Origin of the sequence: Sphingomonas canadensis, assembly GCF_026013525.1 — a bacterium.
In the GTDB taxonomy this organism is placed as follows: domain Bacteria; phylum Pseudomonadota; class Alphaproteobacteria; order Sphingomonadales; family Sphingomonadaceae; genus Sphingomonas; species Sphingomonas canadensis.
On record NZ_JAPDRA010000003.1, the window covers coordinates 214,088 to 231,954 of the forward strand.

The 17,867-nt window shown below is 70.0% G+C and carries 22 protein-coding genes; 11 read left to right on the forward strand and 11 right to left on the reverse strand.

From position 1 onward, the window contains the following. On the forward strand, window positions 1-975 hold the full coding sequence (locus tag OM513_RS08655; RefSeq protein ID WP_264943772.1) for a DUF2167 domain-containing protein: 975 nt from the start codon (window positions 1-3) through the stop codon (window positions 973-975). 25 nt (window positions 976-1,000) lie between these two features. On the opposite strand, the gene OM513_RS08660 is transcribed toward OM513_RS08655, so the two are convergent. Next, on the reverse strand, window positions 1,001-1,609 hold the full coding sequence (locus OM513_RS08660; protein ID WP_264943773.1) for a TetR/AcrR family transcriptional regulator: 609 nt from the start codon (window positions 1,607-1,609) through the stop codon (window positions 1,001-1,003). 127 nt (window positions 1,610-1,736) lie between these two features. Between OM513_RS08660 and OM513_RS08665 the strand changes: the two genes are divergently transcribed. Continuing rightward, window positions 1,737-2,228: a hypothetical protein gene (locus OM513_RS08665; protein ID WP_264943774.1), complete on the forward strand. Its 492-nt coding sequence runs from the start codon at window positions 1,737-1,739 to the stop codon at window positions 2,226-2,228. 4 nt (window positions 2,229-2,232) lie between these two features. Here the strand turns inward: OM513_RS08665 and OM513_RS08670 are convergent, their stop codons facing one another. The 4 genes from OM513_RS08670 to OM513_RS08685 all read right to left on the reverse strand — a co-directional run bounded on the left by OM513_RS08670 (window position 2,233) and on the right by OM513_RS08685 (window position 6,102). Then, complete coding sequence (locus OM513_RS08670) at window positions 2,233-3,339, reverse strand: mechanosensitive ion channel family protein (protein ID WP_264943775.1); 1,107 nt, start codon at window positions 3,337-3,339, stop codon at window positions 2,233-2,235. Window positions 3,340-3,480: 141 nt separating this feature from the next. Continuing rightward, a complete protein-coding gene (locus OM513_RS08675; RefSeq protein ID WP_264943776.1) occupies window positions 3,481-4,590 on the reverse strand; it encodes an acyltransferase family protein in 1,110 nt (369 codons plus the stop codon). Further along, window positions 4,587-5,957 (reverse strand): putative O-glycosylation ligase, exosortase A system-associated, encoded by a 1,371-nt coding sequence (locus tag OM513_RS08680; RefSeq protein ID WP_264943777.1) that lies wholly within the window; start codon window positions 5,955-5,957, stop codon window positions 4,587-4,589. The genes OM513_RS08675 and OM513_RS08680 overlap by 4 nt, the downstream gene beginning before the upstream one ends. Next, window positions 5,950-6,102: a hypothetical protein gene (locus OM513_RS08685; RefSeq protein ID WP_264943778.1), complete on the reverse strand. Its 153-nt coding sequence runs from the start codon at window positions 6,100-6,102 to the stop codon at window positions 5,950-5,952. The genes OM513_RS08680 and OM513_RS08685 overlap by 8 nt, the downstream gene beginning before the upstream one ends. A gap of 147 nt (window positions 6,103-6,249) precedes the next feature. On the opposite strand from OM513_RS08685, the gene OM513_RS08690 reads away from it, so the two are divergent. Next, entirely contained in the window at window positions 6,250-7,485 is a 1,236-nt protein-coding gene (locus OM513_RS08690) for a TIGR04063 family PEP-CTERM/XrtA system glycosyltransferase (RefSeq protein ID WP_264943779.1), read from the forward strand. Further along, window positions 7,482-8,465: a hypothetical protein gene (locus tag OM513_RS08695; RefSeq protein ID WP_264943780.1), complete on the forward strand. Its 984-nt coding sequence runs from the start codon at window positions 7,482-7,484 to the stop codon at window positions 8,463-8,465. Before OM513_RS08690 ends, OM513_RS08695 begins: the two co-directional genes overlap by 4 nt. A gap of 9 nt (window positions 8,466-8,474) precedes the next feature. On the opposite strand, the gene OM513_RS08700 is transcribed toward OM513_RS08695, so the two are convergent. Beyond that, window positions 8,475-8,789: a hypothetical protein gene (locus tag OM513_RS08700; RefSeq protein ID WP_264943781.1), complete on the reverse strand. Its 315-nt coding sequence runs from the start codon at window positions 8,787-8,789 to the stop codon at window positions 8,475-8,477. Beyond that, on the reverse strand, window positions 8,786-8,980 hold the full coding sequence (locus OM513_RS08705; RefSeq protein WP_264943782.1) for a hypothetical protein: 195 nt from the start codon (window positions 8,978-8,980) through the stop codon (window positions 8,786-8,788). The genes OM513_RS08700 and OM513_RS08705 overlap by 4 nt, the downstream gene beginning before the upstream one ends. Before the next feature lie 94 nt (window positions 8,981-9,074). On the opposite strand from OM513_RS08705, the gene OM513_RS08710 reads away from it, so the two are divergent. After that, entirely contained in the window at window positions 9,075-9,698 is a 624-nt protein-coding gene (locus OM513_RS08710) for a S24 family peptidase (RefSeq protein WP_264943783.1), read from the forward strand. Between the two features lie 9 nt (window positions 9,699-9,707). Here OM513_RS08710 and OM513_RS08715 read toward each other — a convergent pair whose 3' ends face one another. Beyond that, window positions 9,708-9,887 carry a hypothetical protein gene (locus tag OM513_RS08715; protein WP_264943784.1) on the reverse strand — a complete coding sequence of 60 codons (180 nt, stop codon included), beginning with the start codon at window positions 9,885-9,887 and terminating at the stop codon, window positions 9,708-9,710. 197 nt (window positions 9,888-10,084) lie between these two features. On the opposite strand from OM513_RS08715, the gene OM513_RS08720 reads away from it, so the two are divergent. Then, window positions 10,085-10,288 (forward strand): hypothetical protein, encoded by a 204-nt coding sequence (locus OM513_RS08720; protein WP_380916301.1) that lies wholly within the window; start codon window positions 10,085-10,087, stop codon window positions 10,286-10,288. Window positions 10,289-10,345: 57 nt separating this feature from the next. Here the strand turns inward: OM513_RS08720 and OM513_RS08725 are convergent, their stop codons facing one another. Next, a complete protein-coding gene (locus tag OM513_RS08725; protein WP_264943786.1) occupies window positions 10,346-10,942 on the reverse strand; it encodes a class I SAM-dependent DNA methyltransferase in 597 nt (198 codons plus the stop codon). Window positions 10,943-11,057: 115 nt separating this feature from the next. After that, a complete protein-coding gene (locus OM513_RS08730; protein WP_264943787.1) occupies window positions 11,058-11,852 on the reverse strand; it encodes an SDR family NAD(P)-dependent oxidoreductase in 795 nt (264 codons plus the stop codon). 75 nt (window positions 11,853-11,927) lie between these two features. Here OM513_RS08730 and OM513_RS08735 point away from each other — a divergent pair, with 75 nt between their 5' ends. After that, window positions 11,928-12,401: a winged helix-turn-helix transcriptional regulator gene (locus OM513_RS08735; protein WP_264943788.1), complete on the forward strand. Its 474-nt coding sequence runs from the start codon at window positions 11,928-11,930 to the stop codon at window positions 12,399-12,401. A 228-nt stretch (window positions 12,402-12,629) separates the two neighbouring features. On the opposite strand, the gene OM513_RS08740 is transcribed toward OM513_RS08735, so the two are convergent. Continuing rightward, complete coding sequence (locus OM513_RS08740; protein WP_264943789.1) at window positions 12,630-14,312, reverse strand: thiamine pyrophosphate-binding protein; 1,683 nt, start codon at window positions 14,310-14,312, stop codon at window positions 12,630-12,632. A 99-nt stretch (window positions 14,313-14,411) separates the two neighbouring features. Here OM513_RS08740 and OM513_RS08745 point away from each other — a divergent pair, with 99 nt between their 5' ends. The 4 genes from OM513_RS08745 (at window position 14,412) to OM513_RS08760 (ending at window position 17,850) form a co-directional block, all read left to right on the forward strand. Next, the gene (locus OM513_RS08745) at window positions 14,412-15,158 is read left to right on the forward strand and encodes a glutathione S-transferase family protein (protein ID WP_264943790.1); all 747 of its coding nucleotides are present in this window, start codon (window positions 14,412-14,414) and stop codon (window positions 15,156-15,158) included. A gap of 129 nt (window positions 15,159-15,287) precedes the next feature. Continuing rightward, window positions 15,288-16,007, forward strand: coding sequence for a CoA transferase subunit A (locus tag OM513_RS08750; RefSeq protein WP_264943791.1), 720 nt, complete (start codon window positions 15,288-15,290; stop codon window positions 16,005-16,007). Continuing rightward, window positions 16,007-17,185, forward strand: coding sequence for a 5'-nucleotidase, lipoprotein e(P4) family (locus OM513_RS08755; protein ID WP_264943792.1), 1,179 nt, complete (start codon window positions 16,007-16,009; stop codon window positions 17,183-17,185). The genes OM513_RS08750 and OM513_RS08755 overlap by 1 nt, the downstream gene beginning before the upstream one ends. Then, window positions 17,185-17,850: a 3-oxoacid CoA-transferase subunit B gene (locus OM513_RS08760; protein ID WP_264943793.1), complete on the forward strand. Its 666-nt coding sequence runs from the start codon at window positions 17,185-17,187 to the stop codon at window positions 17,848-17,850. The genes OM513_RS08755 and OM513_RS08760 overlap by 1 nt, the downstream gene beginning before the upstream one ends. The last annotated feature ends 17 nt before the right edge of the window (window positions 17,851-17,867 follow it).

The following is a 17,867-nucleotide window of genomic DNA, read 5'->3' on the forward strand; positions in this document are numbered from 1 at the left end:
ATGCCCCTTCCCGCTCCGGTGCAGGCAACGGCCCCGGCGCCCGCGCCAAAGCCCGCAAAGTCCGGCATCACTGCGGAGCTGCGCGCGCTGCAGCAGAGCCTGCACCCGGTGAACGGCGACGTCCGCATCGCGGAGGCAAAGGCGGTGCTGCACCTGGGCGACCGCTATCAGTTCTTTCCCGCGCTGGAGGCTCGGCGCGTGCTGACCGAGGCCTGGGGCAATCCGCCGGATTCGGTGGGCGATGTGCTGGGGCTGGTGATCGAGGCGGGGCAGACGATCCTGGACGCTCCCTGGGGCGCCGTGATCACCTATCGCAACGTAGGCCATGTCTCGGACGATGCCGCCCAGGCGGATTATGATCAGGTGCTCGCCGGCATGCGCAGCGGCGAGGAGGAGGACAATCGCGCGCGCAAGGCGGCGGGCTATCCGGCGATGCGGCTGGTCGGCTGGGCGCAGGCGCCGTCCTATGACAAGGCCGCGCATTCGCTGATCTGGGCGCTGGAATATGAGAATGAGGGCTCGCCGGTCCATGGCCTGAACTATGACGTGCGCATGCTGGGCCGGGCCGGGGTGCTGAGCCTCAACATGGTCTCCGACATGCGCGCGCTGGCGCAGGTGCGCGCGGCGGCGCAGGAATTCGGCCGCACCGCCGCGTTCGATCCGGGTGCTGCTTATGCCGATTTCGACGCGGGCACCGATGCCGTGGCGGGCTATGGCTTGGCCGGGCTGGTGGCCGGCGGGACGGCGGTGGCCGTGGCCAAGAAGGCGGGGCTGCTCGCGATCCTGTTCAAGTTCGGCAAGTTCATCCTGATCGGCCTGGTCGCCTTCGGCGCGGCGATATGGGGAGCGATCCGCAGCCTTTTCGGCCGCAAGGACGAGGAGGAAGAGGAATATTATGACGCGGGCGATGCGGCGCAGCAGCCGCCCCCGCCGCCTCCGCCGGCCGGGGATGGCGAGGGCGGGAACCCGGCATAGGCGCGCGCGGGGTGGCGCGGCCGGCTCAGTCCGGGGCTGGTCCGCCGCCCGCGTCCAGGTCCTTCGCCAGCGCCGCGATCGCCCAGCCGCAGGCGGCGGCGATCCCTGCGCCGTCCAGCCCCCATTGATCGCGCATCTCGCGCCAGGCGAAGCCCGAGTTGAGGAGCTGGATCGCCGCCACCGCCTGGGTCCGCGCGGGTTCGGGCAGGTGGGCGACATGCGGGGCCAGCGCCTCGCGATAGGCGGCGGTGCGCTGGTCCGTCACCGCGTTGCGCATGGCGCGGCCCTGTGCGCTTGCCATCGCCACCGTCATCGCCGGGGCGTTGGCATCGAACCATTCGAACAGCTCGCGCTGGCGCTCCAGCATCTGCTCCAGGCTCTGCGGCATCTTCTGCCCCGGCGGACCGGGGCTGAGCCGCGCCCACAGCGCGCGCAGCAGCGCCTCGCGATCGGGGAAGTAGCGATAGACCGTGCGCCGCGAGACGCCTGCGCGTGCCGCGACGCCGTCATGGTTCAGCGGCTCGCCGTCCGCCATCAGCGCGAGCAGCGCATCCTCGATCCGGTGGCGGGTGTGCGGGTTTTCCGGCCGTTCGGGCCGCGCGGGATCGGAGAGGATGAACTTGCGGCCTGTCATGTCCTGTCCGCTGCGGGAGGGTGTGGGCCGGAAGCGGCCCGGACGCGACCCTAGGGAATGGCACAAAAAGTGTCAAATCCCTATTGACACAAATTGTGCCATGCGTATTGAGCGGGCAATACACATCATGGAGTCGAGAAAGATGATCTTCCACCTGTCGATCGACGCGGACGATCCGCGCCACGTGGCCGAGGTGATCGCCGAGCTGTGGGGCGGCATCGCCACGCCTTTTCCACCGGTTACGGAAGGAAGCTGGATGGCGATGGCAGGAGACGAGCGGAACACCACGCTGGAGGTGTATCCGCGCGGCACCGTGCTGGTGGAGGGCGAGGGCGACACCGACGCCTATGGCGTGCCCGGCGGCACGGGCGCACGTTCCGCGACCCATTTCGCCATGGGCACCGCGCTGGGCGTGGAGCAGGTGATCGCGATCGCCCGGCGCGAGGGCTGGCCGGTGAAATACCGCAAGCGCGGCGACATCTTCGGCGTGCTGGAGATCTGGGTCGAGGGCACCCGCATGATCGAGGTGCTGACGCCCGAGATGCAGGCCGAATATCGCGAGACGATGACGGTCGCGGGCTGGAACCGGCTGATGCAGGCGATGGGCGCCGGGGCCTGAACCCTCAGGCTTTTGGCGGAAGCTCGGGGCGGACGGGCGAGAAGAACGCAATGTCCTCCGCGGCGAAGCGCTCGACCATCGCCAGCCCGATCCGGTGGCGCGCGGCGTCCGCGGTGGCGAAATCGGCGCTCTCCAGCTCGAACTCGAATTCGAAGTCGAGCGCGTTCGCGCCGAAACCGGTGAAGGCCGCCCGGCGGAACACCGCGCCGTTCGCCTCCGCCAGCGCGCGCAGGATATCCGGCACGCGCGCCAGCTTGTCCGCCGGAGTCTGGTAGATCAGGCCGAAGACCAGCTTCAGGCGGCGGACATCGCGGCGGCTGTTGTTGAGGATCTCGAAATCCAGCAGCTTGCGGTTGGCGATGATCCGCTGCTCGCCGCCCACGCCGCGGACGCGCGTGGACTTCAGGCCGATCGCCTCAACCGTGCCCGATCCCTTGTCATAGGCGATGACGTCGCCGACGCGGAACGGCTTGTCGAAGATGATCGCCAGCGCGGCGAACAGATCGCCGAAGATGCCCTGCGCGGCCAGGCCGATGGCGATGCCGCCCACGCCCAGGCCCGCGACCAGCCCGGTAACGTTCACGCCCAGGTTGCTGAGCACCACCACCGTGGCGATCGAGAACAGCACGATCGACACGATCAGCCGGATGATCCCCAGCGCGCTGGCCAGGCCGGCGCTGGGATAATCCTCGTCGCGGGTGCGGTGCTCGACCGCGCCGAACACGATCTCGCGCACCCATAGCGCCGCCTGGAACGCCGCTGCTACGGTGAACAGGAACGCGACGGTGCGGAATATCGCCCAGGGCGCGTTGGCATAGCCGATCACCAGCCGCGCGGCCGTCATCACGATGAAGAAATGCCCGGTCTTGCCGATCGCGCGGCCCAGGATCGAATACCAGTTGGCCACGCCCTCGCCGCGCCGGCACAGCCGCAGGCCCCAGCCGCGCACCACGTGCAGCGCCAGCACGATCGCCACGCCGATCGCGAAGGACACGCCGATCGCGAGCCAGTGCGCCTGGATCCAGTCGGTCGCCTCGGAAAAGACGCCAGCCACCTGCGTGCGCAGTTCGGCGGGGATCGGGCTGGGAACGGGGGCGGTCTTGTCGGTCATCATTTCCTCAGGCTGCCCCGGGGTAGCGGCAGGCGTGCGGCGGGCGCAAGGGCGCGGGCCGCGCATGGGTTCGATGCGGCGGGAAAGGGCACGGGTACCGCGATCAATGCCCGGCCGTCCGCTTCGTTCCGGCGGAAGGCCTCAGCCCCGCGGCGATCCGGGCGGCGCCGCCCGCAGCGCCAGGCCCGGCCAGGGCAGCCGCAGCGCATTGATCCAGCGCTGGGCGGGCCGCTCGACCCAGTGATAGAGCATCGCCGAACTGGCCAGCACCATCAGCAGATAGAGCCCGATCAGCGGCCATGGCACCGCGCGCGGATCGCTGACGAAGGCCAGCTTGAACGCGATCCACAGCAGGTAATGGCCCAGATAGGTGGCGTAGCTGATCTCGCCCAGCCAGTGGAGCGGGGCCGCGTCCAGCGGGTTGCCGCGCCGCCCGGCGGTGAGCGCCAGCGCCACCAGCAGCGCGGCGAAGGCACCGGGCACCGCCAGCGTCTCCGCCATCCGGCCGGCCCCCCATGCGGCGAACAGCGCGGCGGCGATCAGCGCGCAGAGCAGCGCGGGCATCCGCCACCGTTCGCGCCAGCGCAGCCACAGCGCACACAGCGCGGTGCCCGCCGCGAACTCGATCGCGCAGCGGATCAGGCCCAGCCGGGCGATATCCTGGCCCAGCGCGGTCGCGCCGTCCGCCGCGAACACTGCATGGAGCAGCACCAGCAGCGCCGCCACCGCCGCCACGATCGCGGCCGATGGCACGCGCCGCCAGTCGATCGCCGCCGCCAGCAGCGGGAACAGCAGATACGCCCCCAGCTCGCACGAGATCGACCAGGCCGGCACGTTCCACGTCAGCGCGTTGGTGAACCCCCAGTTCTGGATCAGCAGGATGTGCAGCGGCAGCTCGGCGAAGGGAAAGTGCCCCGCCTCGCGCCCCGTTGCGGCGAACAGCAGCGCCAGCGCCGCCGCGCCCGCCAGCACGAACAGGTGCAGCGGCCAGATCCGCGCGATCCGGCGCTTCAGGAAATCGCCCGCCGCCGCCCATCCGCCGCCGCGCAGCCGGTCCGCATAGCTCAGCCAGATCACGAAGCCCGAAAGCAGGAAGAAGAAATCGACCGCCAGATAGCCCTTGGCCAGTACCGCCAGTACTTCGGGCGGCACGCCGGGCATGGCCAGGCGGATGTGGAACAGCACCACCATCCACGCCGCCAGCCCGCGCACCGCGGTCAGCGCGCGCAGTTCGTCCGCGCCCTGCTTCATTGCGCCGCCACTGGCACGGGCGCGGCGCGCGCGCGCGGCTTGCGGATCGGCCGCCAGTTCTTGTGCGCGTGATGCCGCGCGCAATAGGTGTCGAGCCCGATCTGCGCGCCGATCAGCATGAACACGAAGGGCTGGAAGGCGATCGCGACGAAGGTGGCGCCGAACAGATAGATGATGTGCGCGATCTGCAGCGAGCTGGCCAGCGGGGCGATCCATTCCTCGCCCGCCTCGGGCTTGCGGTATCGCTGGCGCAGCACCTCCATGCGGAACAGCCCGCCCAGCCCGATCGCCAGCCACAGGAACAGCCCCGGCCAGCCCTGTTCGCCCAGCATCTCGAAATAGGCGCTGTGATAGGCGCGCGCCTGATCCAGCTCCAGCTCGCGCTTGACCGTGGAGACGTTGCCGCTGGTTTCGACCGAGACCTTGTCATAGCGGATGCGGTTCTGGCGATAAGCCTCGAAGCCGCCGCCCATCGGGTGATCCTGCACGTAATCGAAGGTCCATTGCCACACCGCCAGCCGCGTGGAGGCCGATGCGTCCGCCTGATAGGTCTTGATCGTCCCCATCCGCGCGGTGAACTCCGCGGGCAGGAAGGGGATGGCGAGCAGCCCCAGCATCCCCGCCGCGCCCAGATAGACCAGCTTGCGCTTCACATCGCGCAGCATCAGCGCCGCGAGCAGACCGATGCACAGCAATCCGGTGCGCGTGGACGTGCCCACCGGGATCAGCAGGCAGGCGAAGATCAGGCAATAGCAGAAGAGCTGCACCAGCCGGTTGGGCTTGTAGATCGTCCCGAAGCGCGAGAACCACAGGATCAGCGGGATGATCGCGATCGCCACGGTGGAGATGGTGGAGCCTTCGTACAGGCCCGAATTATTGTTCACCATCAGGTTCAGCTCGCCATAGCCGCCGCCCGAAAGCAGTGTCTTCAGCCCGCCGGTGATGATCAGCGTCGCCGCGGAAAGCACCATGAACAGCAGCAGCGCCTCGATCCTGAGCTTGGTGCGCAGCGTCAGCGGCAGGAAGATCGCGAAGGCCAGCGCCTTCCACACCCATTCCCATTTGTACTGCGCATCGACCGGGAAATCGGCGTAGACGGTGGTGTAATAGCAATAGCCAAGCAGCATCAGCAGCAGGAGCTGGCGGGGCGCCAGCCGCACGTCGCGCTTGTCGTCCACCGCGATCCAGGAAAGCACCGCCAGCGCCACCGTGATCAGCGAGATCGGCAGCGAGTTGAGCAGCAGATAGGTCAGCCGCTGGGGCGAAACGATGTCGATATAGGCATAGGCCAGCACGAACAGGAACGGCCGGCGGAATCCCATCGCCAGCAACCCGGCGAGGAACAGGATGAACGGGATGTCACGCACCGTCGCGGCCCCATCGGTTGCGGCGGGGCTTCTTCGGCGGATCGCCGGGCGAATCCTCATGGTCCAGGTCCGGCCGGCGGAGCAGCAGGACGGCCGCCACGAACATCAGCCCGTGCGTGATCGCCAGCGAGATATTGTCGATCATCGGGGGTCCCAGCGCTCCTGCTTCGTGCGGAAGCCTTAACCCGCCCGCGTTGACGCGCCGTAAACGATGATCCACGCGGAGCAGGGGACAGGGTGCGGGGCCGCACGGGAACGCGGCGTTAACGCAGCCTGTGGCAGTCAGGCCGGGATGCGTGTCCTCCATATCCTCGACCACAGCCTGCCGCTGCACAGCGGCTACACCTTCCGCACCCGCGCGATCCTGAAATCCCAGGCGGCGCGCGGGTGGGAGGTCGCCTCCGTCACCGGCCCGCGCCAGCAATCAGGCGTGGTGATCGAGGAGACGATCGACGGGCTGCGCTTCTTCCGTACCGCCCCGGTGAAGCCGTCGCTGCCCGTGCTGGGCGAACTGCGCGAGATCGCCGCCTTTTCCCGCCGGATCGTGGAGGCGGCGCGCGAGTTCCGCCCCGATGTGCTCCACGCCCATTCGCCCGTGCTGGACGCGATGGCGGCGCAGCGCGCGGCCCGCCGGCTGGGGCTGCCGCTGGTCTATGAGATCCGTGCCTTCTGGGAGGATGCGGCGGTGGGCAACGGCACCGGCACCGAGGGTTCGTGGCGTTACCGGCTGACCCGCGCGCTGGAAACGCGCGCGGTGCGCCGCGCCGACGCGGTGGCGGTGATCTGTGAAGGGTTGCGCGGCGATCTGGTGGCGCGCGGCATCGATCCGGCCAAGATCTTCGTCTCGCCCAACGGCGTGGACATGGCGATGTTCGGCGCGCCGCCCCCGCGCGACGAGGCGCTGGCCGCCGCGCACGGCCTGAACGATGCCGAGACGATCGGCTTCATCGGCAGCTTCTACGATTACGAAGGGCTCGACGTGCTGATCGCGGCGATGCCCCGGCTGGTGGCGGAACGGCCGCGGATGCAGCTCCTGCTGGTCGGCGGCGGCCCGATGGAGGCGGCGCTGCGCGCGCAGGCGGCGGCATCGCCCGTCGCCGGGCATATCCGCTTCGTGGGGCGCGTGCCGCATGACGAGGTGGAGCGCTGGTACGGGCTGGTCGACGTTCTCGTATATCCCCGGAAGCGCATGCGCCTCACCGATCTGGTAACCCCGCTCAAGCCGCTGGAAGCCATGGCCCAGCGGCGGCTGGTGGCGGCGTCCGACGTGGGCGGCCACCGCGAGTTGATCCGCGACGGAGACACCGGTACCTTGTTCGCTCCCGACGATCCCGCCGAACTCGCCCGGTCCGTCGCCGGCCTGTTTGCCGAGCGTGACCTGTGGGAGGCGCGGCGCGAGCGTGCCCGCGCCTTCGTCGAGGCGGAGCGGAATTGGGCGGTTAATGTCGCGCGTTACGAATCTGTTTACCAAAGACTCGCCAATATCGCGCCCGTGAAGGACTCGTGGCCACAGGTGGCGAAGGCATGAACCTGCCGTTGGCGCCCATCGCAGCAGCTCTGCTCGGCGCCGGTGCCGCGGCGGCGGTCGTCCTGACGCCTGCGCCGCTGCTCGAAACGGCGGTGATGGAAAGCGGCCTGCCGGCGGTGATCGCCGCGGCCGCTCCCCCGCTGGGCATGACCGCGCGGTTGGCGCTGGCCGCCGGGGCGGGCGCCGTCACCGCGATCTTCGCCTGGCTTGCGCTGTTCGTGCTGTTCGGCACGCGCGGGCTGACGATCGGCCGCGCCGCCCCCGCCGCACAGACGGCCGAGGAATTTCCCGCCCCCGTGATCCGCCGCGCCGATGCGCACCCCGATGCGCCGCCGCGCGCGCCGCTGCTCGCCACGCGCGACCTGGGGACGCCGTTCCTGGAGGTGATCACGCGCAGCAAGCCCGCGCCGGCCCCCGCCGCGCCGCTTGCGCCGGATCCCGAGCCCGTGGCCGCCGAACCGGTGCAGCCCGTTGCGCCCGAACCCGCGCCCCCGGCGCAGGTGCAGGTTCCGTCCGACGCACTCGAACTGCCGCCGCGCCGCGCCGCCGTGCCCGAGCGCCAGCGCATCGTGCTGCCCGACGAACGCCCGCTGCCCGAGGATCTGGATCAGCCGCTGTCGGCCTTCGATCCTTCCGCGATCCCGCCCGCGCCCGCACCGCTGCCCGAGGCGGTGGCCCCGCTCGCGCGTCCGCCGCGCCCGGCGGTGTTCGATTCGAGCGAGCGTTTCGAGACCTTCGAACTGACCCCGGTCCGCCGCGATCCGCCGCGCCCGCGTCCGGTTCCCGAGCCCCGCGTCCATGCCGCCGCCAAGGCGGAGACCGAGGCGACGATCCACGCGCTGCTCGAGCGGCTGGAACAGGGTGTCGTCCGCAAGGGCATGGCCGAGGGCATGGAGAAAGAGCCGCCCCGCCGCCGCGATTCCGAACGCGGGCTCGAAGACGCGCTGGTCACGCTGCGCAACCTCGCCCGCCGCGCCTGAGCGCCCGATTCAGCGCTCCTCGATGGTCAGCGCCTCCACTTCGGCGCTGACCCCCCCATCCGCGCGGCGCACCGCCTCCACCGACAGGTCGGCGACCAGATGGCCCGCCAGCGCGAACTCGGCTTCGGGCAGGCCGGTCAGCCATTCCTCGATCGCCGTTCCCGCTGCGCCCTCCAGCACGAACTGATGCCGCGCGCCCGCGAAGGTGGCGCTCGCCCAGCGTGTGACCACCCAGCGGAGGATGGATATGGGGCATCCGGCGCGCTCCGCTGAGGCGATCAGCGCGCGTTCCAGCCGCGTCGCGGCATCCGGCCCGCGGCTCACCGCGGCTGCTCCCGCGCGGCTTCCTGCGCGTCCAGGAACGCACGGATGCGCGCCACCATCGCGGCACGCGGCTCGCGCCCGTTGCGCAAGTCGCCCACCAGACGCGGATCGCGCACCGCCAGCCGGCCGAACTTGGTCGGCGGCATCTGCGTGCGTTTCAGGAACTTCTCGACTTCGCGCAGCACCGCCATCCATCCGCTCCCTTTCCGAGTCGCTGAATATGTTCTTGATCTGTTCTTTGAAATCCTACTTGTCTAGGATAAATCCTATGCATAGGATTCGGGCATGGATGGAGACGAACAGCGCGCCGCGCTGCGGCTGTTGGTGCAGGAGAGCGGGGTCAGCCTGGCCGGGCTTTCCGCGCTGATCGGGCGCAACCCCGCCTATCTGCACCAGTACCTCACGCGCGGTTCGCCCCGGCTGCTGGCGGAGGCGGACCGTGGAGCGCTCGCACGCTTCTTCGGCGTGCCGGAGGCGCGGCTGGGCGGGCCGGAGCCTGCCGGGCTCGTGGCGGTGCCGCGGCTTGATGTCGGTGCCTCGGCCGGGCCGGGCGCGCTCGTGTCCGGCGAGGCGCGGCGGACGCCGGGCGCGATCGATCCGGGGCTGCTCCGCCAGCTCGGGGTGTCCGCGGACGCCGCGTCGCTGATCCGGGTCGCTGGCGATTCGATGCTGCCCACGCTGGCGGACGGCGACGAGATACTGGTGGATGGCGGCCGCCGCCGCGTCGATGCGCGCCCGGCGCTCTACGTGCTGCGGATCGACGGCGAGCTGATGGTCAAGCGGCTGCGCCTGCTGGGGCGCGAGATCGAGGTGGCGAGCGACAATCCCGCATGGCCGGTGCGCGCCTGCGCGGCGGGCGCGGCCGAGGTGATCGGCCGCGTGGTATGGCTGGGCCGCGCGCTGGTGTGAGCGGCGGGCTCAGCCGCGCTTGCGGTCCTTGAGCCACAGCAGCGTGGCAACCGCGATGCCGCCGCCTGCGCCGCCCAGCAGTCCGATCGTCGGCTGGCCATAGATCATGCCCACGATCGCGCCCGCGATCAGGAACAGCGCGAGCAGCGATCCGCCCGCGACCGGATTGGGAGTGTTCGACGAACTCATGCCGTGCCCTGTGCCACGTCCCGGCGCGGGACGCCACTGTCCCCCGGCGGCACGCGCGATACGCTCCGGCGGCGGCCCGCGCCGGGCCGTTTACCTTCGCGCCCGGCGGTTTCGGAGGAGTCCTGCGCTTCCGGCACGGCGCGTGCGTATGCGCGCGGCGCGCACGCATGCGCGATCCGGGAGTGCCGATGGAGCAGATGCCTTTCGTAACCGACCGTGAGCAGTTCGCCGCCGCCGCGCGCCTGATGCGCGATTATGGCGCGGAAGCCGGTCTTGAGGCCGCCGCCCGCGCCGATCACAGCCGCGATCAGGGCAACCACATCCACTTCTGCCGCTGGCGCCAGATCGAACGGCTGATCGTGCTGCTGTCGATGCCCTGCGCGGTCGGCACGGTGCATTGAGCCGGGGTCGACCGGGTTAGAGTCTGTCCGGTTCAGGCGGCATCGGCCCGCCGGGCCTTACCGCTCCTTGTGCGCCAGCCACACGGTGTGCCCGCCGCTCGCCGCGTCTTCCTGTGCAAAGGCGATCACCGCCAGCCCCGCCTGGCGCAGCAGGTCGCGATAGGCCGCCGGGTCCAGGCTCGCGTGATACAGCGCGTCGCCGAACTGGCACCCGGCGCCCTCGCCATGCGCCGGCCCGGTGGTGAACAGCAGCACGCCATGGGGCTCCAGCCATTCGCCGAACTTCGCGATCATCGCCGCCTGGTCGTCGGGCGGCAGGTGGAACAGGCTGTCCCACGCCAGGATGCCGTGGAAGCGATGCCAGGGCACCACCGTGCGCATGTCCTCGTGCAGCCAGTCCTGGCGGGGAAAGCGCGTGCGGGCCAGCGCGATCATCCGCCCGGAAACGTCCACGCCGGTCAGCTTGCGCCCCGAATCGATCAGATAGCGCGACACCGGCTCTCCGCCGCCGCAGCCCAGATCCAGGATATGCCCGCCGCGCGGGACGGCGAGCAGGAAGCGATCGAGCCAGTTGCGTTCGGCAAAACCCGCCCTGCGCGCCTCGTCGAATGCGTGCGCGTGCCGGTCGTAATGTTCGGCAACCCTGTCGGGCATACCTCTCCTTCGCGGCCCCGCGGGCGCCGGTTCTGCCCGGCCGGCCCGGGGCCGCTGCGATAGAGGATACGCCCCTGCGTGAAGCCTGTCACGCCCGGCCCGGGATCACCCCGGATCAGGCCCGGTATCGCAGCGCCGGCTCGCGGCTGGACAGTCCCGGCGCCATCGCTGCACGCGCCGCGACCAGCGCCTCCCAGCCGGAGATATCGTGCAGCGGCGGGATGGTCACTGCTTCGCCCCGCTCCAGCCCCAGCAGCGCGGCGTCGACCAGATCGCCCACCTCCATCACCATCTCCGGCGGGAACTGGTCGAAGCTGAGCGCGCTGCCTTCCAGGAATTCGGTGCGGGTAAGGCCGGGCAGCACCGCCTGCACCTGCACGCCCGTACCCGCCAGATGCGCCGACAGCGATTCGCTCAGCGCCAGGACATGCGCCTTGGTGGCGCTGTAGAGCCCCTCGAACTGTGTCGGCGCCAGCGCCACGACCGAGGCGAGGTTGACGATCGTGCCGCGCCCGCGCGCGGTGAAGGCGCGGACGGCGGCGGCGGCGAGCTGGGTCGGCGCGGTCACGTTGAGCGCGATCAGCCCGGCGATCTCCGCATCGCTGGCCGCCGCCAGCCCCTGCATCAGCCCCGCGCCGGCATTGTTGACCAGCAGCGTGACGGCGGCATCGCCCTCGATCCGCGCGGCCACCCGCGCCACCGCGGCGGGATCGGTCAGGTCGGCGGGCAGCGTCTCCACTGTGCGGCCGGTCTCGGCGCGGATATTGTCCGCCAGCACGTCCAGCCGGGCCGCGTTGCGCGCGACCAATACCAGATCGTGCCCGCGCCGCGCGAGCCGCCCGGCATAGGCCGCGCCGATGCCGGAGGATGCGCCGGTAACGATGGCGGTGCCGTTGAACTTATGCGTCATGGTCGGGAAATCCTTGTCCTGGGGGATGGCGAAGAGGTAACTTGCATTTCGCTATCTAGTAACTATCAATCCGATATGGACTCAGAAAAACTATGCGCCGGCCAATGTCCGGTAGCGCGCGCGCTGGCCCGGGCGGGGGATACGTGGAGCATGCTGATCCTGCGCGACGCCGGGCGGGGGCTGACGCGCTACGATCAATTCCGTGCGAATCTGGGCATCGCGCCCAACATCCTCGCAAGCCGTCTCAAGTCGCTCACCGCCGCCGGGCTGCTGGAGAAGCGCCGGTATAGCGATCGCCCGGTGCGGCACGAATATGTGCTTTCGGATAGTGGACGCGATTTCCTGCCGGTGCTGCTCGCGCTCGGCGCCTGGGGCGCGCGGCATTTCGGCGAGGGTGGGGTGGCGCACCATGTCGATGCCGCCACGGGCGCGCGCGTCCGCCCGGTGGTGGTCGATGCGGGGACGGGCGCGCCGATCGGCAGCCGCCCGCTGCGGCTCGTGCCTCCCGGAGAGGAGGGCGGCGCGCGCCGGGGCTGGCTGCTCGATTGAACGTTCCGGCCCCGCGGAGATGCGGCTGAGGCAGGGGCATTATACGCCTCTCTCCCGGCGCTCGCCGGGCAAGGGATTCGAGACCTGAGCAAGGCGCGCTTCATTTGATCCGTTCGCCCTGAGTTTGTCGAAGGGCCCTCGCCGTCGGCGATACGCTCGTGGATGGATGCCCTTCGACGGGCTCAGGGCGAACGGCTGAGGAGAATGACCCAGGCGTGAGGCGCCGCCCTAACGCGCCCGGATCGCGCTGATCGTCGTCAGCGGGTTGATCACCTCGACATCGGTTTTCAGGTGCAGCAGCCGCAGCCCGCTCCGCTCCAGCGCGCGGCCCAGCGCGGGGGCGAATTCCGCGGTCGTCTCCACCGTCTCGGCCCAGCCGCCATAGGCGCGCGCCAGCGCCGCGAAGTCGGGGTTGCTGAGCCGCGTGCCCGAAAGCCGCGCGGGATATTCGCGTTCCTGATGCATGCGGATTGTGCCGAAGGCGGAATTGTCGACCAGGATCACGATCAGGCTCGCGCCGTGCTGCACCGCCGTCGCCAGTTCCTGCCCGTTCATCAGGAAATCGCCGTCGCCGGCCACCGCCACCACGCTGCGCCCCGGCGCGCGGATCGCCGCCGCCACCGCCGCGGGCACGCCATAGCCCATCGCGCCGCAGGTCGGGGCAAGCTGGGTGGGCTGCGGCCCATAGCGCCAGTAGCGGTGCCACCAGGCGGAGAAATTGCCCGCGCCGTTGCAGATGATCGTATCCGCCGGCATCGCCTCGCGCATCGCCAGCACGCACTGGCCCAGGTCCAGCGTCACGCCCTCGCGCGGCTTGGGCGTGGACCATTCGAGCCACTCGGCATGAGCCTCCGCGCCGCCCGGGAAGGGCGTGTCGAGAGGGCGCATGCTCGACAGCATGTCGGCGAACACGTTCACTTCGCAGCACACCGGCAGGTCGGCGTGATAGACCCTGTTGAGCTCGTCGGCGTCGGGATGGACGTGGATCAGCGTCTGGCCCGGATGATCCGGCGTTACGAGCGCGTAGCCGTCGGTGGTCGCCTCGCCGAGCCGCGCGCCGACCACCAGCAACAGATCGGCATCCTTGATCCGCTGGACGAGCTTGGGGTTGGGGCCGTAGCCGAGGTTGCCCGCCCACACCGGCGAACTGTTGACGATGGCGTCCTGGCGGCGGAATGCCCCGGCGACCGGGATGCCCCAGCGCTCGGCGAAGGTGGCGAAATGGAGGCCCGCCGAACGGTCCCAACCCGCGCCGCCGACGATCGCGACCGGGCGCTTCGCGGCACGGATACGCTCGACGATCTGGCGCGCGGGCTCCTCCGTCGAATCCGGCATCAACGGTTGAGGCAGGCTCACCGGACGATCGATGGCCTCCACCACGTCGCACAACATGTCCTCGGGCAGCGCGATCACCACCGGGCCGGGGCGGCCCGAGGTCGCCGTCCAGAAGGCCCGCGCGACATATTCGGGGATGCGTGCCGCATCCTCGATCCGCGTCGCCCATTTGGCCAGCGGGCCGAACATCGCGGGGAAATCCACCTCCTGGAATCCCTCGCGGTCGCGCATGCCGCGGTCCACGTCGCCGATGAACAGGATCATCGGGATCGAATCCTGCATCGCCACATGCACGCCGATGCTGGCGTTGGTCGCGCCCGGCCCGCGCGTGACGAAGCACACGCCGGGCCTGCCGGTCATCGACGCATCGGCGCAGGCCATGAACGCCGCCCCGCCTTCCTGGCGGCAGGTGACCATGTCGATCGCGGGCACGTCGTGCAGCGCGTCGAGCACCGCGAGGAAGCTTTCGCCCGGCACCTGGAATATCCGGTCGCATCCCTGCGCCACCAGATTGTCGACGAGGATGCGGCCGCCGGTTCGTTTCGAAGTCACGGTTTCTCTCTCCAATTCCCCCATCGCTACAGCGCCGCGCGCCGCGAAGAAAGTGCCCGGGCGGGGCTTGCCCGCCTCGCCATGCGCGTAATAATGTTGCGCAACCCAGAACCGAGGTGCCCCATGCTCGTCGTCGGCAGCTATGTATCGCCCTATGCGCGCAAGGTGGTGGTGGCGCTCACGCTGAAGGGCGTCGCGCATGAGGTGGATCCGATCACGCCCTTCTACGGCAGCGACGAATTCTCGCGGATCAGCCCGCTGCGGCGCATCCCGGTGCTGATCGACGGTGATCTGGTGCTCAACGATTCGACCGTGATCTGCGAATATATCGAGGAAACCTGGCCGGAACCGCCGCTGATGCCGCGCAGCCCCCGGGACCGCGCACGCGCGCGCTGGCTGGAGGAATATGCCGACAGCCGGCTGGGCGATCTGATCATCTGGCGCTTCTTCTTCGCGCTCTCGGTCGCGCCGCGCGTGTTCAAGCGCGACGCCGATCCCGCCGCCATCGCCCGGGTGCGCGACGTGGAGCTGCCGGAGGTGATGGACTGGATCGAGGCCCAGGCGCCCGCCGAGGGCTTCCTGTTCGGCCATATCTGCACCGCCGACATCACCTATGGCGCGTTCTTCCGCAACGCCGCGCTGGTGGGGTGGACGATCGATCCGGATCGCTGGCCGCGCGCCGCCGCCTGGATCGCGCGGGTGTGGGCGGTTCCGGCGTTCGCCACCACCATCGCCTATGAACAGGCGATCGTGAGCACGCGCAACGACGAGCGCCGCGCCGCGCTGGAGGCCGCCGGCGCCCGGCTGTCGGAACACAGCTATGGCGAGCGCAGCCCGCGCGCCAGCATCATGCTCGAACAGGCGCGCTGACCGCGGACTGCCCGTCCTGCCGGATGGGCGACCCAGGCGGCACTCAAAGTTGAATAGCGATTCAGGTTTGCTTGACCGCTCCCGTTTCGGGCGATTATCGCGAAACCGGTCAGCAGGAGAGTCGCCCGCGTGAACAAGCTCTATCCCAATGCCGCCGCAGCGCTGGAAGGCCTGCTTTCCGATGGGATCACCATCTGCGCGGGCGGTTTCGGCCTGTGCGGCATCCCCGAGCGGCTGATCGACGCGATCCAGGCCTCGGGCGTCACCGGCCTCACCATCGCCAGCAACAACGCGGGCATCGACGGCGAGGGACTGGGCAAGCTGCTGCGCAGCCGCCAGGTCAAGAAGATGATCTCCTCCTATGTTGGCGAGAACAAGGAATTCGAGCGCCAGTATCTCGCCGGCGAGCTGGAGGTGGAGTTCTGTCCCCAGGGCACGCTGGCCGAGCGCTGCCGCGCGGGCGGGGCGGGCATCCCCGGCTTCTACACCAAGACGGGCGTGGGCACGCTGGTGGCCGAGGGCAAGGAGACCAAGGTCTTCGACGGCCAGGAATATATCCTGGAGCGCGGCATCCGTGCCGACCTGTCGATCATCAAGGGCTGGAAGGCGGACGAGGCCGGCAACCTGGTGTTCCGCAAGACCGCGCGCAACTTCAACCAGCCGATGGCCAGCGCGGGCCGCGTGTGCATCGCGGAGGTGGAGGAGGTGGTGCCCGTCGGCAGCCTCGATCCCGATCAGATCCACCTGCCCGGCATCTATGTGAACCGCATGATCGTGGGCGCCCCCTACGACAAGAAGATCGAGTTCCGCACCACCCGCCCCCGCGCCGAGAGCACGGAGGCCGCGTGATGCGCCGCGCCGGAGCGCTGGCGCTGACCCTTGGGCTCGCCCCTGCGCTTTCGGGCTGTATCGCGGCTGCGGTCGCGGTGCCGCTGGCGGCGGCGGGGACGATCACCAAGTCGCGGCTGGACGGCGCATCGGAACGCACCGCCGAACGTGGCGGTCAGACCGCGCCCGCTCCCGCGCCGGCCGCCTCCGATCCGCTCCCCTCGGCCGCGCCCGCGCCGCTGGGGCCGCCGGTCCAGGCGCCGGAGGGCGTGGTCGCGGGCGTGGTCAGCGGGCCGCTGCCCGCGCCGGGCGGCCCCGCGCCGCTGCTCGCCGGCCAGGCCGCTCCGCCTTCGGCACCGCCGCCGGGGATGCAGTATCTCTATGGCTCGGGCGAGGGCGCGGCGCTGTCGCTCCAGGCCTATCAGATGCTGTGGAGCTATCTTTCGGCGCGTGCGAAGGATCGCAAGGCGGGGCTGGACATCCGCGGCGTGGTTCTCGCCCGCGACGGTTCGCTTGAGGTGCCCCGGTTCGTTCCCTGCGGCACCAAGCCGCTGGCCGCCGTGTTCGACATCGACGAAACGGTGCTGCTCAACCTGGGCTATGAAGCCGATGAGGCGCGGCGCGGCGCTGGGTATGACGACGATCGCTGGCGCCGCTGGGAAGCGACCGGCGCGCCGCAGGTGGCGGCCGTGCCCGGCGCGGCCGAGACGATCGACGCCGCGCGCCGCGCGGGAATCGTGATCGTCTTCAACTCCAACCGGTCTCAGGCGAACACCGCCGGCACGATCGCCGCGCTGCAGGCGGCGGGGCTGGGCAGCGCCGAGCCCGGCAAGACGCTGTGGCTGCGCGAGGACGGCTTCGGCAAGAGCGGCAAGGATTCGCGCCGCTGGGAGATCGCCGAGAAATATTGCGTGGTGGCGCTGGTCGGCGACCAGCTCGGCGATTTCAGCGACCTGTTCAACCCCGGCGGCGTGCCAGTGCCCGTCCGGCGCAACATGGCGAGCGAGACGATGGTCTCCGCAATGTGGGGATCGGGATGGTTCCTGCTGCCCAACCCCGTCTATGGCACCGGGCTGCACGGCAGCTTCGACGACGTGTTCCCGCGCGACAAGCGCTGGATCGACCCCGCCGACATCAAGGATCAGCCCGCGGCGCCCCCGGCGCCGGCCGCGGCCAGCAATGAGGAAGGATCGAACTGATGCCCCAGGACAGCAAGGGCTGGACCCGCGACCAGATGGCGGCCCGCGCCGCGCAGGAGCTTGAGGACGGCTTCTACGTCAACCTCGGCATCGGCATCCCCACGCTGGTGGCGAACCACATTCCGGAGGGCGTGGACGTGACGCTCCAGTCCGAGAACGGCATGCTCGGCATCGGGCCGTTCCCCTATGACGACGAAGTGGACCCGGACCTGATCAACGCCGGCAAGCAGACGATCAGCGAGCTGCCCCAGTCGGTCTATTTCGGTTCGGACCAGAGCTTCGCGATGATCCGCGGCGGCCATATCGACCTCACCGTGCTGGGCGCGATGGAGGTTAGCGAGGGCGGCGACATCGCCAACTGGATGATCCCGGGCAAGATGATCAAGGGCATGGGCGGCGCGATGGACCTGGTCGCGGGCGTCAAGAAGATCATCGTGGTGATGGAGCACAACTCCAAGAACGGCGATCCCAAGTTCGTGCCCGCCTGCGATCTGCCGCTCACCGGCAGGAATGTGGTGGACATGATCATCACCGATCTGGCGGTGTTCGTGCGCCCCGATCACGACAGCGCGTTCCGCCTGATCGAGCTGGCGCCCGGCGTGACCGAGGAGGAAGTGGCGGCCAAGACCACCGCGCGTTATGAGGTGGCGCTGGCCACGGCCTGATCTCGCCCATCCGGGGC

What these genes read in the sequence shown, in the direction of transcription:
- OM513_RS08685 (WP_264943778.1), bottom strand. Translation starts at nt 6,102, where the DNA reads ATGATCGACAATATCTCGCTGGCGATCACGCACGGGCTGATGTTCGTG.
- OM513_RS08660 (WP_264943773.1), bottom strand. Translation starts at nt 1,609, where the DNA reads ATGACAGGCCGCAAGTTCATCCTCTCCGATCCCGCGCGGCCCGAACGG.
- OM513_RS08760 (WP_264943793.1), top strand. Translation starts at nt 17,185, where the DNA reads ATGCCCCAGGACAGCAAGGGCTGGACCCGCGACCAGATGGCGGCCCGC.
- OM513_RS08690 (WP_264943779.1), top strand. Translation starts at nt 6,250, where the DNA reads ATGCGTGTCCTCCATATCCTCGACCACAGCCTGCCGCTGCACAGCGGC.
- OM513_RS08665 (WP_264943774.1), top strand. Translation starts at nt 1,737, where the DNA reads ATGGAGTCGAGAAAGATGATCTTCCACCTGTCGATCGACGCGGACGAT.
- OM513_RS08735 (WP_264943788.1), top strand. Translation starts at nt 11,928, where the DNA reads ATGGACTCAGAAAAACTATGCGCCGGCCAATGTCCGGTAGCGCGCGCG.
- OM513_RS08730 (WP_264943787.1), bottom strand. Translation starts at nt 11,852, where the DNA reads ATGACGCATAAGTTCAACGGCACCGCCATCGTTACCGGCGCATCCTCC.
- OM513_RS08705 (WP_264943782.1), bottom strand. Translation starts at nt 8,980, where the DNA reads ATGGCGGTGCTGCGCGAAGTCGAGAAGTTCCTGAAACGCACGCAGATG.
- OM513_RS08755 (WP_264943792.1), top strand. Translation starts at nt 16,007, where the DNA reads ATGCGCCGCGCCGGAGCGCTGGCGCTGACCCTTGGGCTCGCCCCTGCG.
- OM513_RS08715 (WP_264943784.1), bottom strand. Translation starts at nt 9,887, where the DNA reads ATGAGTTCGTCGAACACTCCCAATCCGGTCGCGGGCGGATCGCTGCTC.
- OM513_RS08670 (WP_264943775.1), bottom strand. Translation starts at nt 3,339, where the DNA reads ATGACCGACAAGACCGCCCCCGTTCCCAGCCCGATCCCCGCCGAACTG.
- OM513_RS08695 (WP_264943780.1), top strand. Translation starts at nt 7,482, where the DNA reads ATGAACCTGCCGTTGGCGCCCATCGCAGCAGCTCTGCTCGGCGCCGGT.
- OM513_RS08655 (WP_264943772.1), top strand. Translation starts at nt 1, where the DNA reads ATGCCCCTTCCCGCTCCGGTGCAGGCAACGGCCCCGGCGCCCGCGCCA.
- OM513_RS08675 (WP_264943776.1), bottom strand. Translation starts at nt 4,590, where the DNA reads ATGAAGCAGGGCGCGGACGAACTGCGCGCGCTGACCGCGGTGCGCGGG.
- OM513_RS08720 (WP_380916301.1), top strand. Translation starts at nt 10,085, where the DNA reads ATGCCTTTCGTAACCGACCGTGAGCAGTTCGCCGCCGCCGCGCGCCTG.
- OM513_RS08725 (WP_264943786.1), bottom strand. Translation starts at nt 10,942, where the DNA reads ATGCCCGACAGGGTTGCCGAACATTACGACCGGCACGCGCACGCATTC.
- OM513_RS08740 (WP_264943789.1), bottom strand. Translation starts at nt 14,312, where the DNA reads ATGGGGGAATTGGAGAGAGAAACCGTGACTTCGAAACGAACCGGCGGC.
- OM513_RS08710 (WP_264943783.1), top strand. Translation starts at nt 9,075, where the DNA reads ATGGATGGAGACGAACAGCGCGCCGCGCTGCGGCTGTTGGTGCAGGAG.
- OM513_RS08745 (WP_264943790.1), top strand. Translation starts at nt 14,412, where the DNA reads ATGCTCGTCGTCGGCAGCTATGTATCGCCCTATGCGCGCAAGGTGGTG.